Origin of the sequence: Clostridioides mangenotii TR (assembly GCF_000498755.1) — a bacterium.
Classification (GTDB): domain Bacteria; phylum Bacillota; class Clostridia; order Peptostreptococcales; family Peptostreptococcaceae; genus Metaclostridioides; species Metaclostridioides mangenotii_A.
Map to the genome: position 1 here is coordinate 56,726 of NZ_AXUS01000007.1, position 15,510 is coordinate 72,235.

Below are 15,510 nucleotides of genomic sequence, written 5' to 3' on the forward strand. Positions count from 1 at the left end.
TTTATACCTCTTTATTTTTCTGTTCATATTGTATTTCTGCTTGAGATTTCTTTATATACATTGGTTTTATATCGTAGCAGTTATATATATCTTTTCCTAGTTTATATTTATTTATAGCTGATAAACATATACTACTTCCTTTTGAAACATTGTATATACTATCGCAAACTGTTGCGTTTTCCATATTCTTAAATTTATCTGAGTATTTATACACCGCTTCACCCAAAATAACGTACTCTTCATTGCTATTCTTTATCTCTTCAACCAATGCGTCTACTTCTTTTATTTCAATATCTTTTTTAACATTTAAACTATCCTTATTATCAGTCTTATTGTATTTATACTCTGCAGAGTAAACTTGATTCTTTTGAGCATCTAGAATAGGTACAATAATTTTTTTAGTTAGACTTGCATTTTCTGCTAGTGATTCTAAAGAATTTACAGCAACTATAGGCACATCGTTTACATGAGAAATTGCTTTAGCTGTAGACACACCTATTCTTATCCCAGTAAACGATCCTGGTCCTATACAAACTGCCAATAAATCCATATCATTTATATCTAAATCAGAAATTTTAAGCATACTCTCTATCATTACCATCAGTTTTTGCGAATGCGTCTTCGTATCGTTAACCACAAATTCACATATAAGTTTATCATCCTCTATAACTGCTATGCTAGCTGCCATAGAAGATGTATCAATTCCTAAGACCTTCATTATTTTAACAACTCCTCAACAATCCTAGTATACTCTTCTCCTTTTGGAGTTAGTATCATTTCTCTTCCATCTTCTACATATTTTAGTTCTATTGTTAAGCGCTCTTCTGGCACGATATCTTCTATTAGATTTGCCCACTCGATTATACACACTCCATCTGAATTTATATATTCATCATAACCAATATCGTACATTTCTTCACTACTTCCAATTCTATACACATCGAAATGATACAACGGAATTCTTCCGTCGTATTCGTTAACTATTGTAAATGTCGGGCTTGTTACATAATCACAAACACCAAGACCTTTTGCAAGGCTCTGTGTGAATGTAGTTTTTCCTGCACCTAAATCACCCAACAAACATATTATACTCCCTTTTTTAACTATCTCACCAAGTTTGTATCCAAAACTTTTCGTTTCTTCCTCATCTTTAAGGTACACTTTATACATTTGTCCATCTCCATTATTTATATCAACTTTTAATTATTGTACTCATTTATCGCTATATTAATTATTATATAATAATATCCATGTATTATAAAGTTCTTATACTGTTATTATAATGTTGTTATAAATTCAAATCTTTTTAAGGTACATATTATTGTTAAATATTAAACTATCTTTTTTATAAAATTCGTTATATAAAATTATTAGTTATTTTTTTAACCTTCTTGTTAATCATTTTCATTATTTAATTATTGCTTTATTCTACACTTCAGTCTGCCCTTATAATAATTTTTAATCTTTTAAAAATACTATACAAATAAAATAATAATAACCTACTGCCCCTAAACGTATACATATATTAGGAAAGGTGGAGATAATAATATGTTTGACCCTAGTGTAGTTGATCCAAGGATTTCATTGCTATTAAATGTCTCAACAAATCATGCAGTTGTAGGACATATAATACAGTACAATCTAACAGTATACAATAAAAGCAAAACAACCATAGATAACGCAGTTGTAATTGATGAACTCAATCCATGTTTTAGGTTTGTAGATGGAAGTGTAAAAATTGATTCTATTGAATATAAAGATGCAAATATAGTTTCAGGTATTAAAACTGGACCTATAGATCCTAAAGCTAAAAAACTAATAACTTTTAATGTCGAGGTTGTAAGTTCTGATGAGAATTGCAATGCCATGACTACAAATATTACAGTTTTCTATAATTATAACTCCAACGATCAGAAAAATGCTTTTAATGGAAAGGTAATAGCTAGCCCACTAACTATAATGATCCATGATAATAATATCCAAGTAAGTAAAAGTTCTAGTTCAAACAGCGCTTCATTAAACGATATTATAAAATATACTATACTTTTAGAAAATAATAGTCATTTAGAAGCATATGATGTTCTACTTGAAGATAACAACCCCAATTCTACTAGTTTAATAAACGGTACATTTACTGTAAATGGAACAGTTATAGAAAATGTAAATTTAAATTATGGTGTGAACTTGGGTAATATAGCCGTTGGTCAGAGCATACTAGTCGAATATCAAGTACGAATTTTAACCTCTGATTGCAATGGTATTATCCAAAGTAGCTCAAGTACAACATACAATTACTTTTTACCGAACGGATATGTAGGAGCGCATATATGTTATTCAAATATAATAGAAATAAGTTTAAATCTAAGCTACACAAAAAAATTTATCTTAGATAATTCTATTTGTCTACCAAAACATTTTCCAAATATTGATCATGTAAATTGGATGACTGGAGATTTGATTATATCAGATTGGAAACCGATAAACTCTACAAGATGTAATTCAATATCTCCAAATATTATAAATGGAGTTAGACTACTAGTAACTGGTAAAATACTATATGACTTTGGCTATTCTACAACAAATTCAAATGAGGAAATAAAAGTTGTAGGAATAGAGACACCCTTTGAAGGAACAATTGTATTACTTTGTGAATACACGAGTGAAAATGCAATACAAGTAAATGGATGTATAACAGATATTAAATACCAGTCCTCTGATGACAGATGTGTAGTATCTAAAACTTACATCGAGCTAACCGCTGATATATCACACTAAGCAAAGTTATAAAAAGCAATATTAATAATTATTATTAGGACTCTAATCGGTCTCTGCTTCACTATCCAAAGCCACTTATCAACTTGCAGAAATATATTGATATATCTCTATTATTAATACTTTTAATTATACAATAAATTTTATTATTCATCTGCAAGTTGACTTTTTATGGTTTTGTTAGATCCATCTATAGGCTTTAAGCCTCCATACTCTGTAATCAATTTATTACAAATTAATCCATTCGATAGACTAGTAGCCTTATTGTTGTTATAATAACAACAAAGATAAATATAATATAACAAAGGGGATGTTTATAATGAAAAGCAATAACTTAGATCCAACAAGTTCTAAAGTTAATTGGAAAGGTGTTTTTGGTGTTGCTTCAGTTTGGTTTGGTGCTCATGTCGGTGGGGGGTTTGCTACTGGTAATCAGACAATGAATTTCTTTGTTAAATCAGGCTGGTATACGCTTTGGATGCCAATCTTAATTATTGGAATCATAGCTTTAGTTTATAGAGAAACAATGTTGATGGCTAGAAATTATAAGGCATACGACTATAGAACACTATCTAAAAAACTATATGAGCCTCACGATAAAGTTCTCTCTATTGTTTTCGAAGTCTGCTATATAATTATCGTACTACTTGCAACAGGTGGATCGATTGCAGGTGCTGCTGCTCTATTTAGCGACTTTGGCTTAAGTTATAATTTAGGTGTTGTAATAACTGGAACTATACTATTCATACTAACAATCTTTGGAGCTAATCTTATAAGAAAAGCTTCCACTCTTATGACAGTTATAATTGTTATCTGTCTAACTCTAATCTGCTATATAGGAATAACTGTAAACTCTGGTAATTTCATAAATTTAACTACAACAGGATACGCAACTGAATCAATTTGGAACGCACTTTGGCTAGGTCTAAAATACGCTGGATTCCAAGCTATCGTTTGGTCTATCATTATAAGCGTATGCCAACCTCTTAAAACAGATAAAGATATTAACAATACAACTATTGTAGGTTTTATTCTAAACAGTGTAATGATCATTTTAAGCTGTATGATGCTATTTGCATGGCTTCCAGGAACTTCTGGAGAAACTCTTCCAATTCTTTATATCTGTAAACAGTTAGGTCAAGATTGGCTAGTTCTAGTATATACATTTGTACTTTTACTGGCGTTTATTTCTACAGGTATAAGTTGTGTATTTGGCGCTATTACAAGATTTGAAAACCTTATAAAGGTTCCAGAAAACATAACTGTAAAAAGAGGTCTACTATCTTTATGTTGTATGGTATTATCAATGGCTATATCACTTTTTGGACTTACAGCTATAGTTCAAATAGGTTATGGATATACTGGAGTACTAGGAATATTTGTAGTAATCATACCAGTACTGACTGTTGGGCATATGAAAAATAAAAAGTTTAAAAAGGAACATCAAAACGTTGTAGAAGAGGAAATATAATAAAATTAAATAGAAATGAGTTTTTCAACAAATCACACAATATATTTATCTTTGAAAATATTAAATATAAATAAATAGATACATTTTTTAATTAAATTAATTTTGCTAAATGAGCTTATCTTACAATCGAATTAAGATAAGCTCATTTATTTTATCTAGTAATATTTAATTCATCGAGATATTTACAAATTTAACTATCCTCTAATTTTTACAACAATATATAAATAAAGGGGATATGTAAATATATATCGCTTTTTCAGCATATATTTCTAGCATATTAATACAAAACTGTATTATATACATTCTTTCTTTCCTTTTCCTAAACTATATAACTTTTGGTAAACATTTTTTTAGATATTTTTAAATTATAATTTTACACATATAAAAAAGCCTCTCTCAAAAGCAAGTTTTCAATACTTTTGAGATAAGCTCTTTATATTCTTTATATTATATTTACATACTCTTATATACTAATATTTGTTGTTGATTATATGTCCCATTTTCTTAAATAAAACCACACTGCATATTGACAACAATGTCCCTTTTAATATGTTGAATGGAACTATCATCCACATTACAAAGCTAAATAAGTCTGTTATTCTGTGGTTTATAACTGATCCTAAATTTATTATAGCATCAAGTCCCATAAGTTGACCGTAAAATGGAAGAGTTATAAAATAGTTAACTACAGCCCCAACAACAGTCATTGCCAATGTTCCTAAAATGATTCCTGCTATTACGCCCTTGATGTCTGTACTTTTCTTGTAAATATAGCAAATCACAAACACGTAAACCCCGCCAATTAAAGCATTTGCTATCTCTCCTACTCCACCAGTTGTAGTCGCTGTTATTGCGTGTACTATATTTTTGACAACTACTATCCCTACACCCACTATAGGGCTAAAACTCATGCCCCCCAATATTGCGGGTATATCAGATATATCTATTTTTAGAAAATCTGGAAAAATACCTGGTATTGGCATCTCTATATACATAAGAATAAATGATATAGTAGATAAAATTGCCATCATAACTAGTGTTCTAGTTTTTAATGAAGTTTGTCTATTGACTGTGTTTTGATTATGCATCGTAATTCCCCCTAATTTAAATTTATTAGGAAAAATAAAAAACTCGAAGGTCTTTATCTTCGAGTATATGAATCCGCTTAAAACAAAATAACTTGTTTTTAAGCTTTTCCAATCTCTTCTCTCATCCAGACTTTACTGTCGGCTTTGGAATTTCACCAAATCAACTACTCCATGGTAGGTCGCGGGCTATCACCGCCGGTAGGGAATTTCACCCTGCCCCGAAGATCTTCTATATTTAATATTTTCCTTACATATACTATGATAGTTACTTTTTTATTTAAAGTCAAGTAGTTTTAGCTTTATATTCGTATATATAGAATATAACAAAATAACAAAATATTGGTAAATATAAAAGACACATTAAAATGTATCTTCCGTAATTATTTATTTTAATCTTTTTTCCTCTGTTGTTTTATATTTCTGTAAATATCTGGTATGTATAGCATTACATATAATATAGCAAATAAAGTTGTAAGTATAGGACCAAAACCTAAAAATACTCTTTATATTCTTAGATATCTATTTTAAATTGACAATAGATATTAGAATTCATATAATGTGTAGTATAGGAGGTGTCAAAATGAAAGAATGTTTATATGCTAGTTATTTAAAATTCAATAAATATTCCATTTCTGTTTTTGATAAATAGATTTCTATCAATGGATAACAATATATTATTAAGAATATATTGAGGTAGAAATTATTATATCCCAATACAGAAAGGAATTAATAGTATGAATAATAATGTAGTTAACAGATTAAATTCTTCAAAGGTAAGTAAAGCAGTAGGCAACTATACACATATTACAAAGATAGAACCTAATGCAACGTTCTATACGTTCTCTGGACAAGTTGGAGCTGACTTAGATGGCAATTTTCCTGAAGAATTTAATCAACAAGTGAATAATACATTTTTAAATATATCAAATTTATTAAAGAGTATCGATTTGACACCGGATAATATAATAAAAGTAAATATATGGGCTATAGAAGAAATTGACTGGGATTACTTTTATCAAGTGTATGAAAGATTTTTTAAAGAACCTTATCCCTCGATGACAGTTGCGTATGTTAGTGCTTTAGGGTTAAAAGAGATAAAATTAGAAATTGAAATCTGGGCAGCGAAATAATTTTATCTTGTATACCCAATTTAAATATTCTATTTAATAAAATGTCCTCATAGATAAAAACGTTCCTTTAACTTATACTATTATCTATATAACATTTTTCGAATCAACATTATTAAGTCAACATAAGGCAGATACTTTAGATAAAGTATCTGCTTTTTTATATTTAAAATTAATAGTTATATATATTTTTTAAAGTATACTATTTAATATTTAGATATTTTTTAAAGACATACCTTTTTTACTTTTGGAACACCTTTTTAGGTTTTTTCAAGTCCTTTAACTGAGATTGCGAGGTTACTTATTTTATTTCCCTCCCAATTTTTTCATGATGCTTTCATTAAGATTTTTACGCAAATTAGCAGTGTAAGTTTTGGCATTTTCCAACAGTCCATCACAGAAGGAGGCCACATCTTCACCGGTGATTTCCAAAACTTTTTTGCCATCTGATGCACCCGCTTCGAATAAATCAATTAATTCATATTGAACTTGCAACATATCATATCCATCACCTGCAGTAAATTTCCACATATAATCTTGGATTTTTCCATATACAAATTGGTAATCTTTCGGAAATTTTTCCACCCTTGCCATCATTGCTTTATACTCTCTTTTATCTCCGATCATTTTTTTCAATAAATCTAACATTTTATTTCTCCTCCTTTAAAGAGTTAATTTTTGATGATACAAAATCCCATTTTTTCCAAAATTGCTCTAGTTCTTTTTGTCCTGCATCGTTAAGAGAATAAAATTTACGAGGCGGACCCATTTCTGAAGGTTTTTTCTCAATATTTACCATCTTTTTCTTTTCCAGCCGTATCATAATGGTGTAGACTGTACCTTCAACAACTTCTGTAAACCCTAAGTCATATAGGCGGCGAGTAATTTCATAGCCGTAAGTGTCACCTCGGCTAATAATCTCCAAAACACAACCTTCCAACGAACCTTTTAACATTTCTGTTAAGTTTTCCATTTAACCACCTCCCAAAAATATACCGTTATTAAGTTAGTATAAATATATATTAACAAAATAGCCTTGCTCAAAATTATTTGAATGAAATGTTATTAAGCTACTAAGTGATACATATATTCTGTATCACTTAGTACTGGTATATTGTAACACTAGGTAGTGGATATATCAACTATTTTATAAATATTTTTGACTAATTTGTATTACTGATATATAGCGCTACTTAGTATACATTGTAAAACTTAGTATTGAAGGAATAATTGTTATGATTTCGTGTTATGAATATGTTTTCATTATTAATATTAATTTCTATATGTTTTTGACCTAATTGTTATCTGTTATTTATCTTTGTTTCCTTACCTAAACAACCACAACTTTTTATATTTTTACCATAGATAGCAGTTAACATTATGTCACTAAATAAGTAGTATCTAGTCAAGAGATTTATTGTAACGTGTTCTACTTTCGCCTTCTGGTTTATTTCTTAACTCTTAGATCCAATTTAAAATATATCTCTAACTTTTAAGAAATCTTCTCCTAGCTCTTTCTGCATCGCCTCTTTAAAAATACCAGCATTTTTATAAAAGTACATATCATGTCTAACACACTCTGTAGCTAATACTATCATAGGTCTGCTCTGTGTCCATATGACTTCTACTGTTAAGTCGCTTATAATTTGCCCAAATACTACTTCTTTCATATCTGATACAAGTGTAATCCATCTTCCACCCATCTCTTTTAATTTTTCTTCTACTAACCCATGTCTACAGTATTTTTTTAATGGAACCTCTGATTTTTCATCATTGCTAAAATATACGATACCCATTCTTATCCCTTTGTCTTCTAGTCTTTTGATCTCTGGTAAAAGTTTTGGTAGATCTTCTTCCCATATCTGTAGTAAGAGTTCACTCTCAGTTCTTTGAAGAATTTCTTTACATTTTGCAAATACATTTGAGTTCTGGCGAATATGCCATAGGTAATCTAAATCAGTATTTGATGGAAAATCTTTTAAAGTTGTTGTAAGTTCATCTAGTATATCGTTAGTTTCATTTTTCACTTTCTTCTCTATTTCATCTATAGGTACCGCAGCATATCTATTGTTGTTTTCTTCTTCTGCAAATAATATATAGCCTTTCATAGTCAAAGACTCAAGTATATTATATATTTTTGAACGCGGAACTGCAGAAATTTTGCTTGCTTCATATCCAGATGCACTACCATTTCTGAGCAGAGCTAAGTAAACTTTGGCCTCTGAATCTGTCAAACCAAGCTTATTTAATAAGGAAATCTCTTTATCAAACATATAATTTTAACCATCCTTTACTTTATTACTTCTATTTTAACATATTTAAATTTTTTCTAAAATAAAAGGCCTGACTACAAATACATTTATGTCAGACCTCAATATAATCTCTAATTATATATTTCTCAAATTATGACTACAATTATACTTTACCAAGGCTGCATAGCCCCGCCTTCTTCTGCCGGTCTACAATTCTTAGCAAATAAAGCAAGTAGACCCTTTGTTACTTTCGGCTCTGGTCGAACCCAATTTTCTCTTCTCTTTGCAAGTTCTTCATTAGTTACTTCCAAAGCTACTTCTGCTTTTGCAAGATCTACTACTACTACATCTCCATCTTCAACTAAGGCTATCACCCCTCCGTCAAAAGCTTCAGGAGAAACGTGACCAACTATGGCACCATAGTTAAATCCAGAGAATCTAGCATCTGTTACTAAACCTACGCTCGTATGTAATCCTTTGGCAACTAGAGCATCTGTAGAAAGCATTACTTCCTTCATTCCTGGTGCTCCTTTACATCCTTCATATCTTATAACTATTACATCTCCCGGTACTATATAACCTGATTCTATAGCCTCTAACGCATGGAAGTCATTATCAAATGTCTTAGCTTTTCCTCTAAAGTACTTCATCTCTTTTGGTACTCCAGTAGGTCTGACAATTGCACCATTAGGAGATAAATTACCTCTAAGAACTTTAAGTCCAGGTTCATCAAATAGAGGATTTTCTAAACTTCTTATAATTTCAGTGCTATCTGCTTTTACATCTTTCAAAACATCTTTCCATGTATTTCCTAACATTGTAGGTACATCTGTGTAAAGTTTTTCTTCAAGCATCTTCATTACAACTGGAATTCCACCTGCATAGTGAAAATCGACAACCGTATAATCTCCACTTGGAATAACTCCACATATACATGGTATATCCTCAGCCAATTTATCGAAATCTTTCATAGTTATATCTATATCTAATTCTATCGCTATACTTAAAATATGAAGAACTGCATTTGTAGATCCTGCAACTGCCATGTCAACCATAATCGAATTTAACAGAGTCTCTCTTGTTATAAGGTCTGATGGTTTAATTCCCTTTCTAACAAGTTCAACTACATAGCTTCCAGCTTCTCTAGATTTTCTAATTTTTTGATTATCCGATGCCGGAATAGTACCCGTACCTGGAATCACTAAGTTAAATACTTCTCCTAACATCTGCATCGTATTTGCAGTTCCCATTGAAGGACATGCTCCATAAGATGGGCAAACATGCTCTTCCATATCTGCAAGTGATTCTTCACTGTCGCCTCTTAATACTGCAACATCAAGTTCAGCCTCTACTACCTTTTTACCACGATAGTTACCCGGTTGCATCGATCCACCTGTAACTATCATACTAGGTATATCAAGTCTAGCTGCTGCTATATACGTTCCTGCAATTATGTTATCGCAAGAAGCTACCATAACTAGCCCATCAAAATGATGAACTTTAGTTACAAACTCAATCGACATAGCTACTATATCACGACCAGCTTGTTCGTACTTTAATTCTTCTGCACCGTTGGCAACATTTCCACATGTCGCTGGAATTCCAAACTCAACAGGTATACCTCCAGCCGCCCAAATGCCTTGCTTTACAGCTTCTGTAATTTGTCTCAAGTGAGCGCTCCCCGGTGATCCTTCCATAAATGAATTTGCAACTCCAATATGAGGCTTATTTTTAATCTCGTTGTCTGTATACCCTGAAGCTTTTAACATTACTCTTCTGTGTGCAGCCTTAGGTCCATTCCAATATTCGCGATTACTTTTCATCCTAATACCTCCCCAACATACAAATTAATTTAAATTAATTCCACTCTGTTCCAACGCCATCAGCTACCGCTTTGTCGTAAATATGTTTTGCAGTTATTAAATCCTGCGTTCCTATTCCTACAGTTTTAAATACTATTATTTCGTCGTCATTTTCTCTTCCTGTTATTTTTCCTAGTATTAAATCTCCCAGATCCCCTGTAAAATCGTCTTTTGTAATTGTTCCATTATCTAGTGGTATAAGTATATCTCCTGCCTCTGAAAGAACTGCATCTACTGAGTCAAAATATATTTTAGTCGCTCTTGTTAATATAATTGGATCCATTTCCTGCATTTGAGGTTGGTAAGATCCTACACAGCTAACAGTAGCTCCTTTTTTTACAATACTTCCGTCAAATACAGGTTTTTCTGAAGGTGTAACAGTAATTATCAAATCTGCATCAGTTACAGCTTCATCAGAAGTTTTTACCGCTGTTATTTTTGTGTTGTATGATTTTAATTCTTCTTGCATTATTTCGGCGAATGCTTTTGTTCTATCGAAATTTATATCATATACCATCACTTCCTCTAGGTCCCTTACTTCAATCATAGCTTCTAACTGCTTAGCTGCTTGTCCACCTGTTCCAATTAATGCGCCCTTTTTGCAGTCTTTTTTAGCTAATAAATCAAATGCCGCTCCTGAAGCCGCCCCTGTTCTAAGCTGTGTTACATATGTGCCGTCCATAATAGACTTAAATTCTCCCGTTGTTCCATCCATTAGTACAACAGTTGCCGGAGCTGAAGGTTTACCCATATCAATATTCTTAGGGAATATATTAACTAGTTTTAATGATGCAATATCGAGATCTTCAACGTATGCTGGCATAGATAAAAATGTTCCGCTGTGCTTTGGCACTGAAATCTGACCTCTTAGTGGAACCTCACTTTTTCCCTCCGAATATAATTTAAACGCTTCTTTTACCCCTTCAATAGAGTCTCTCATGGTAAACACCTTATCGATATCTTTTTTTGATAATAATAGCATAAATCTTATTCCTCCTTTATAATTTTTATAGATTTAAATCAACTAATAATCGACAATCATTTAAATTATATCTTTAATTATTAGTTGTTTTTTAACATATAATTTTATTGCTATAAAAAATTTCATTTTTATCAAGCTTTTAAAGATTATAAATCTTTGCTTAATTTCTTTCAGGATATCGTTTTCTTGTGTTTCTATTTTCTTCAAAACAGTATACCCCTTTAGTAACTATTATATATTTTGTTTATATTTTGTCAATATAAAAATCACGTTTTATCAATTTCATTCTATTTTCAGCCTTTTATAGAATCTATATTTTGAGTTAATTTTCAAAACCTACTCTTATTGCTAGATTGGCTTTTGTTTTGCTTCACTAATGAATAATTGTGTTAACTCTGAAGTACTACAGTAACTTTAGTAGAAATAAAATAAATCATCGAAAAACTACTTCGATAAATATACAGTAGCTTTTGATGATTTATTTTTTATTAACTATTTTTCATTGTTATAAACAACTTTTCCGTCTATAATTGTGCAAACAACATCGCTGTTTATCTCAAGTGGATACCCATCCCAAATTACAAGATCTGCATCTTTTCCAACTTCAATTGATCCGACCCTATCATCTATTCCAATTGCCTTTGCAGGATTTATAGTTATAGCTTCTAAAGCTCTTTTATTAGTCATTCCATGTTTGACCGCTATTCCTGCACATATTGGCAGATAATGAACTGGTATAACAGGATGGTCTGTCATAATACATACATTAAGTCCTGCATTTGAAAGCTTTCCTGCAGTATCAAAAGTTAAATTTCTAAGCTCTATTTTAGACCTCTCAGAAAGCGATGGACCTACTATAACAGGGTAGTTTTCTTCAACAAGGTCTTCTACTATTAAATGACCTTCTGTACAGTGATCTAATGTTAGATCTACATCAAATTCTTTTCCTATTCTTATAGCAGTAAAAATATCATCAGCTCTATGTGCATGTACTTTAAAAGGAATTTCTTTTTTTAACACAGGAAGCAGACCTTCTAATTTTATATCGTACTCTGGTCTATCTCTCTCATCATCTTCATCTTTTTCATAGAGCTCAATCTCTTCTAAATACTCCTGAGCCTTTTTTAAATTTTCTCTTAGCATAGCTGCGATAGCCATTCTAGTCTGAGGCGCTTTTTCATCAGCCCCATAACAAGACTTTGGATTTTCTCCAAATGCTATTTTTGATGCAACTGGATTTTTTATAATCATTTTGTCTATTCTTTTACCATAAGTCTTTATAGCTATACACTGTCCACCCATTACATTTGCACTTCCTGGAGTTACACATACTGATGTAATTCCTCCAGAATATGCCTCCTCGAAAGTTCTGTCCATTGGATTTATACCATCAATAGGGTTTAATTGTGGTGTTATTGGATCAGTCTCTTCATTTCCATCAGCACCTTCTGCTCCCATACCATCTTCCCATAGTCCAAGATGAGTGTGTGCGTCGATAAACCCTGGGTATATAAATTTCCCTTTTGCATCTATGACTTCAGCATCCAATGGAACTACTATCCCGTCGGATATCTCAACTATTTTCCCCTCGTCTACTAGTATATCTCCAACTATAACTCCATTAGTTATAGTATTGATGTTACCATTTTTTATATAAATCATTATATCCCTCCAAACTTCTTTAAATAAAAACTTTAAAATAACTACTTATTTATTAGATACAATTATTCTTATCTTACATAAATTTTTTATAGATAATTTATTTTTCCATAGAAAGAGATACTCTTCCTTTATCCATATCAATGCCTATTACCTCAACTTCTACTATATCTCCAACAGTAACAATAGACATAGGATCTTTTACAAATGAATTACTCATCTTAGACTTGTGAACTAGTCCATCATTTTTTATCCCTATATCTACAAATGCTCCGAAATCTACTACGTTTCTAACCGTACCAGTCAGTGTCATACCTTCTTTGATATCTTCAATCTTAAGCACATCTACTCTAAGTATTGGTTTTATTCCTTCTTCTCTAGGATCTCTACCAGGCTTTTTAATTTCTAAAATAATATCTTTTAATGTAACTTCACCAACGCCTAATTCTTCACTTAAATTTTTTATCCCGATTTTTTCAACTCTATCGTCTATATCATCTATATTTTTAGATTTCAAATTGTTTAATGTATATCCTATTTTTTCTAACATGCCTTTACATATGTCATAACTCTCCGGATGGACACCTGTGTTGTCTAGAGGATTCTTAGCATCTAGTACCCTCATAAATCCTGCACATTGAACAAAAGCTTGAGGCCCAAGGCGTTTTACTTTTTTAAGCTGTGCTCTAGATGTAAATTCTCCGTTTTCTTCTCTGTAAGCAACTATATTTTTAGCTATTGTTTTGCTTATTCCTGCTATATGCTCAAGTAGAGAATATGAAGCTGTGTTTAAATCTACCCCCACACTATTTACTGAGTCCTCGATAACTCCATCAAGTACTTCTTCTAGACGCTTTTTATTTAAATCATGTTGGTACTGACCTACCCCTATACTCTTTGGATCTATCTTAACTAATTCCGCAAGAGGATCTTGAAGTCTTCTAGCTATAGAAATCGCTCCTCTTATAGATACATTTATATCTGGATGTTCTTCATTTGCAAGTTCTGATGCTGAGTAAACTGAAGCACCTGCTTCATTTACAATAACATACTGAACGTCTCTGTTTACTTCTTTAAGAAGCTCTGACACAAATAGCTCTGATTCCCTAGATGCTGTACCATTTCCAATTGAAATAATATCTATACTATGCTTTTCAATAAGATCTTTTAAAGTCTTTTTAGCACCTTCAACATTGTTCTGCGGTGCTGTTGGGTATACAGTAGTGTAATCTAAAAGTTTACCATTTTTATCAACTACTGCAATTTTACAACCAGTCCTAAAAGCTGGGTCAAACCCCATCACTACTTTCTCCTTTATTGGAGGTTGTAGAAGCAAGCTCTTAAGATTCTTTGCAAATACACTTATCGCTCTCTCTTGAGCCATTTCAGTAAGATGATTTCTTATTTCCCTTTCTATTGAAGGGAATATAAGTCTCTTATATGAATCCTCAATCGCTGCAACTATGACTTCTCTATTTTTTCTATTATTGTTATTTATATATTTATCTTCTATAAATTTCTGTATTTTATCAGTATTTATATCTAGTTTTACCTTTAAAAACTCTTCTTTTTCACCTCTATTTACTGCTAAAACTCTATGAGGTGCTATAGTTTTAACCGACTCGTTGTAGTCGTAGTACATTTCGTATACAGACTTCTCATCAGTAGTATTTTTTACAATCAATACTCCATCTCTAAGGGCTAAAGTTCTAATAAACTTTCTTATTTCAGCATCATCTGAAACCATTTCAGCTATTATATCCATAGATCCTTTTAAAGCATCCTCTACTGTTACGACTTGTTTTTCTTCGTCTATATAATTGCTTGCTTCGTCTTCAATATTTCCAATACTGTGTTCTATGATCGATAGAGCTAAATTTTCTAAGCCTTTTTCTTTAGCCATTGTCGCTCTAGTTCTCTTTTTTTGTTTATAAGGTGCATAAACATCTTCTACCTCCTGAAGAGTATTTGCTTTTTCTATGTTTTTAACTAGCTCATCAGTTAGTTTACCTTGTTCATCTATAAGTCTTTTTACATCTTCTTTTCTAGACTCTAGATTTCTCAAATACATAAGTTTCTCATGTAACTCTCTTAAAGTCACATCACTCATTTCACCAGTCATTTCTTTTCTGTATCTAGCTATAAACGGGATAGTATTTCCCTCGTCTATTAGTTTTATAGTGTTGTTGATTTGCTCATCTCTAAGCCTAAATTCTTTTTTTAATATTTCATTGATATTCACTATATTACCTCTTTTCTATCTTTATCTAAACAATCCCAAAGGGGTGTCTTTAAAA

The 15,510-nt window shown here is 31.4% G+C and carries 14 protein-coding genes and 1 riboswitch; of the genes, 3 read left to right on the forward strand and 11 right to left on the reverse strand.

The annotated features are described in order from the left end of the window. Position 1: 1 nt before the first annotated feature. Both tsaB and tsaE read right to left on the reverse strand, forming a co-directional pair. Positions 2–718 carry a tRNA (adenosine(37)-N6)-threonylcarbamoyltransferase complex dimerization subunit type 1 TsaB gene (gene tsaB / locus T473_RS0105035; RefSeq protein WP_024620926.1) on the reverse strand — a complete coding sequence of 239 codons (717 nt, stop codon included), beginning with the start codon at positions 716–718 and terminating at the stop codon, positions 2–4. Next, positions 718–1,170, reverse strand: a complete 453-nt coding sequence (gene tsaE, locus T473_RS0105040) for a tRNA (adenosine(37)-N6)-threonylcarbamoyltransferase complex ATPase subunit type 1 TsaE (RefSeq protein ID WP_024620927.1) — start codon at positions 1,168–1,170, stop codon at positions 718–720. The genes tsaB and tsaE overlap by 1 nt, the downstream gene beginning before the upstream one ends. Positions 1,171–1,548: 378 nt before the next feature. Here tsaE and T473_RS0105045 point away from each other — a divergent pair, with 378 nt between their 5' ends. Both T473_RS0105045 and T473_RS0105050 read left to right on the forward strand, forming a co-directional pair. After that, a complete protein-coding gene (locus T473_RS0105045) occupies positions 1,549–2,775 on the forward strand; it encodes a DUF11 domain-containing protein (protein ID WP_024620928.1) in 1,227 nt (408 codons plus the stop codon). A gap of 316 nt (positions 2,776–3,091) precedes the next feature. Next, positions 3,092–4,243 carry a YkvI family membrane protein gene (locus tag T473_RS0105050; protein WP_024620929.1) on the forward strand — a complete coding sequence of 384 codons (1,152 nt, stop codon included), beginning with the start codon at positions 3,092–3,094 and terminating at the stop codon, positions 4,241–4,243. Between the two features lie 470 nt (positions 4,244–4,713). On the opposite strand, the gene T473_RS0105055 is transcribed toward T473_RS0105050, so the two are convergent. Then, a complete protein-coding gene (locus tag T473_RS0105055) occupies positions 4,714–5,331 on the reverse strand; it encodes an ECF transporter S component (RefSeq protein WP_024620930.1) in 618 nt (205 codons plus the stop codon). A gap of 109 nt (positions 5,332–5,440) precedes the next feature. Continuing rightward, positions 5,441–5,561: riboswitch (FMN riboswitch) on the reverse strand. A 504-nt stretch (positions 5,562–6,065) separates the two neighbouring features. Here T473_RS0105055 and T473_RS0105060 point away from each other — a divergent pair. Further along, a complete protein-coding gene (locus T473_RS0105060; protein ID WP_024620931.1) occupies positions 6,066–6,461 on the forward strand; it encodes a RidA family protein in 396 nt (131 codons plus the stop codon). A 303-nt stretch (positions 6,462–6,764) separates the two neighbouring features. Here T473_RS0105060 and T473_RS0105065 read toward each other — a convergent pair whose 3' ends face one another. The 8 genes from T473_RS0105065 to T473_RS0105100 all read right to left on the reverse strand — a co-directional run bounded on the left by T473_RS0105065 (position 6,765) and on the right by T473_RS0105100 (position 15,455). Next, a complete protein-coding gene (locus tag T473_RS0105065; protein WP_024620932.1) occupies positions 6,765–7,106 on the reverse strand; it encodes a DUF1048 domain-containing protein in 342 nt (113 codons plus the stop codon). A 1-nt stretch (position 7,107) separates the two neighbouring features. Beyond that, the gene (locus T473_RS0105070; RefSeq protein ID WP_024620933.1) at positions 7,108–7,431 is read right to left on the reverse strand and encodes a PadR family transcriptional regulator; all 324 of its coding nucleotides are present in this window, start codon (positions 7,429–7,431) and stop codon (positions 7,108–7,110) included. Between the two features lie 499 nt (positions 7,432–7,930). Next, complete coding sequence (locus T473_RS0105075; protein ID WP_024620934.1) at positions 7,931–8,731, reverse strand: TrmB family transcriptional regulator; 801 nt, start codon at positions 8,729–8,731, stop codon at positions 7,931–7,933. A gap of 149 nt (positions 8,732–8,880) precedes the next feature. Further along, the gene (gene ilvD, locus T473_RS0105080) at positions 8,881–10,533 is read right to left on the reverse strand and encodes a dihydroxy-acid dehydratase (protein WP_024620935.1); all 1,653 of its coding nucleotides are present in this window, start codon (positions 10,531–10,533) and stop codon (positions 8,881–8,883) included. A 34-nt stretch (positions 10,534–10,567) separates the two neighbouring features. Then, the gene (locus T473_RS0105085) at positions 10,568–11,554 is read right to left on the reverse strand and encodes an ornithine cyclodeaminase family protein (RefSeq protein WP_024620936.1); all 987 of its coding nucleotides are present in this window, start codon (positions 11,552–11,554) and stop codon (positions 10,568–10,570) included. Positions 11,555–11,614: 60 nt separating this feature from the next. Further along, positions 11,615–11,761, reverse strand: a complete 147-nt coding sequence (locus tag T473_RS18445; RefSeq protein WP_161627537.1) for a hypothetical protein — start codon at positions 11,759–11,761, stop codon at positions 11,615–11,617. Between the two features lie 285 nt (positions 11,762–12,046). Continuing rightward, a complete protein-coding gene (locus T473_RS0105095) occupies positions 12,047–13,216 on the reverse strand; it encodes an amidohydrolase (RefSeq protein WP_024620937.1) in 1,170 nt (389 codons plus the stop codon). 97 nt (positions 13,217–13,313) lie between these two features. After that, a complete protein-coding gene (locus T473_RS0105100; RefSeq protein ID WP_024620938.1) occupies positions 13,314–15,455 on the reverse strand; it encodes a Tex family protein in 2,142 nt (713 codons plus the stop codon). Positions 15,456–15,510 lie beyond the last annotated feature (55 nt).

Coding starts and splice junctions, on each gene's coding strand:
- ilvD (WP_024620935.1), bottom strand. CDS start 10,533: ATGAAAAGTAATCGCGAATATTGGAATGGACCTAAGGCTGCACACAGA.
- T473_RS0105085 (WP_024620936.1), bottom strand. CDS start 11,554: ATGCTATTATTATCAAAAAAAGATATCGATAAGGTGTTTACCATGAGA.
- T473_RS0105055 (WP_024620930.1), bottom strand. CDS start 5,331: ATGCATAATCAAAACACAGTCAATAGACAAACTTCATTAAAAACTAGA.
- tsaE (WP_024620927.1), bottom strand. CDS start 1,170: ATGTATAAAGTGTACCTTAAAGATGAGGAAGAAACGAAAAGTTTTGGA.
- tsaB (WP_024620926.1), bottom strand. CDS start 718: ATGAAGGTCTTAGGAATTGATACATCTTCTATGGCAGCTAGCATAGCA.
- T473_RS0105070 (WP_024620933.1), bottom strand. CDS start 7,431: ATGGAAAACTTAACAGAAATGTTAAAAGGTTCGTTGGAAGGTTGTGTT.
- T473_RS0105065 (WP_024620932.1), bottom strand. CDS start 7,106: ATGTTAGATTTATTGAAAAAAATGATCGGAGATAAAAGAGAGTATAAA.
- T473_RS0105060 (WP_024620931.1), top strand. CDS start 6,066: ATGAATAATAATGTAGTTAACAGATTAAATTCTTCAAAGGTAAGTAAA.
- T473_RS0105075 (WP_024620934.1), bottom strand. CDS start 8,731: ATGTTTGATAAAGAGATTTCCTTATTAAATAAGCTTGGTTTGACAGAT.
- T473_RS0105095 (WP_024620937.1), bottom strand. CDS start 13,216: ATGATTTATATAAAAAATGGTAACATCAATACTATAACTAATGGAGTT.
- T473_RS0105045 (WP_024620928.1), top strand. CDS start 1,549: ATGTTTGACCCTAGTGTAGTTGATCCAAGGATTTCATTGCTATTAAAT.
- T473_RS0105050 (WP_024620929.1), top strand. CDS start 3,092: ATGAAAAGCAATAACTTAGATCCAACAAGTTCTAAAGTTAATTGGAAA.